This is a genomic window from Burkholderia sp. AU4i, from assembly GCF_000466765.1.
Lineage (GTDB): Bacteria > Pseudomonadota > Gammaproteobacteria > Burkholderiales > Burkholderiaceae > Burkholderia > Burkholderia cepacia.
The window spans coordinates 1-2022 of record NZ_ASSI01000229.1 but is presented as its reverse complement, the minus strand read 5'-3'; the positions used below and the strand labels follow the sequence as shown (position 1 = coordinate 2022).

Below are 2022 nucleotides of genomic sequence, written 5' to 3'. Positions count from 1 at the left end.
GTGACTGGAGTTCAGACGTTTGCTCTTCCGATCTGCCGGCTTCCGCCGCGGCGGCCGTGCTGGCGGAAGCCGGCTGGCTGTCGGCCGCGCGATTCGCGGGGCAGTTGTCGGCCGCCGTGCCGCTCGTCGCCGTCGAGCCGACTTCGGCCGGCTGGCGGGCCGCACTGCGCGATTTCCGCGCGGCCGTCGGCCGTCACAACCTGCGCGAGCTCGCGTGCTCACCCGTTCTCTTCGAGCATTTCCGTGCGTTGCGCGCGCAAAGCGCCGCCGACCTGCGCGCGAGCACGCCGCTCGACGCGCTCGCGCTCGTCGGCCGCGCGGTGCCGCCGACCACGCTGCGCGCGTTGCCCGATGCGTTTGCGACCCGGCTTCGTGCCCGCTACGAACAGGCGCTGCTTGGCGTGCTGCGCGCGGGACACGGCACGCCCGATGCGGCACTCGCCGAACTCGACGCGATGCTGGCGGCGCTCGCGGGCGACGATCCCTACGATTTCTGGCGGCTCGCGGCCGCGTGCGTGCGCGCGCTGCGCGCCAGCGGCGCGCCGGAGCTGAAGCGCTTTCTCGCGCGGACGAACCTGCTGCTCGGCGAGCACGCGCAGGGCCGGCGCAGTGCGCCGCCGGAACTCGTGCGCGAGACGGTGGCGCTGCTGTGGCGCGATTTCGCGCTGTTCGGCGCCGCAGCCGAGGATGTCGCACTCGTCGACGTGCTGCACGATTACGGGCTGACGGTCGACTGGCACGTCGCCGGCACGCCCGCATCGGAGGCGCTGTGGGAGGCAGATGCCGCCCGGGCCGAGCACGATGCGGTTGCCGCCGCGCCGACGCGCGCGCTCGGCGTCGTGACGGTCAATGCGCATGCCTATGAGGATTTCCTGCAGACGGCCGATGCGTCGATGGCCGACCTCGCAGCCGATCCGGCCGCGGCCGACGCGGGCGCCGCATGGCATGCGTCCGGCGCCGCCTACCGGGTCGGTACGGCCGCATGCGCGCTCGGGCTCGGCCATGCGGCACTCCTCGCCGACACGCTGGGCCTGGCGTGGCGGCGTGCGGCGCACGGCGTACCGCTCGCCGACGGCGGCCTCGATGCGCACGGCCACGCGTCCGACATGCTGCGCGCGGCGCTGCTGAAGATCGCCGCCGGCGTGGCGCCGCCGGACCTCACCGCGGCGTCCGGCGCGCTCGGCGCGGCGCTCGGCCGGGCCTGACGAACAAGGGGACGAGCAGGGGACGAACACGCGGCGGCGGCCCTTGCAGCGCGGGCCTGCAACACGCTGCCGACAGCGCCCGCGCGCGTGTTAGAGTGCCGTGTGATCCGCGCGCGCCGTTGCCAGCGCGGCGCGGCGTTGCTTGTTGATCGCGGCCCGGTCAGGCCGCGGCGTCTTTGCTAAAATTCAAACCATGTCAAAGCCTTCCGATCGCATCAATCTCACCAACCAGTTCCTGATCGCCATGCCGAACATGGCGGATCCGACGTTTTCAGGAACGGTGGTCTATCTTTGCGATCACAGCGAGCGCGGTGCGCTCGGCCTCGTCATCAATCGTCCTACCGACATCGACCTCGAATCGCTGTTCAACCGCATCGACCTGAAGCTCGACATCGAGCCGCTGCTGCACATCCCGGTGTATTTCGGCGGCCCGGTCCAGACCGAGCGCGGTTTCGTGCTGCACGAGCCGGTGGAGGGCGCGAGCTACAACTCGTCGATGTCCGTCGAGGGCGGGCTGGAGATGACCACGTCGAAGGACGTGCTCGAGGCGGTCGCGACGGGCAACGGCCCGAAACGCTTCCTGCTGACGCTCGGCCATGCGGGCTGGGGGGCCGGGCAGCTCGAGGAAGAAATTTCCCGCAACGGCTGGCTGACGGTCGCCGCCGATCCGCGCATCGTGTTCGACACGCCGGCCGAAGAGCGCTTCGAAGCCGCGCTCGGCCTGCTCGGCGTCAGTTCGTCGATGCTGTCCGGCGAAGCAGGGCACGCATGAGTGGCGCGAGCGCGCGCGATGCGACGCTGCTCGCGTTCGACTACG

Annotated in this window: 1 protein-coding gene; it reads left to right on the top strand. The window is 71.4% G+C overall.

Features of this window, described 5'->3' with window-relative positions; all coding sequences use genetic code 11:
• The first annotated feature begins 1398 nt into the window (after positions 1–1398).
• Positions 1399–1977 (top strand): YqgE/AlgH family protein, encoded by a 579-nt coding sequence (locus L810_RS37820; protein ID WP_027788202.1) that lies wholly within the window; start codon positions 1399–1401, stop codon positions 1975–1977.
• Positions 1978–2022 lie beyond the last annotated feature (45 nt).

Bases quoted from the DNA above. Each gene is read 5' to 3' on its own strand.
- L810_RS37820 (WP_027788202.1), top strand. From the start codon at position 1,399: ATGTCAAAGCCTTCCGATCGCATCAATCTCACCAACCAGTTCCTGATC.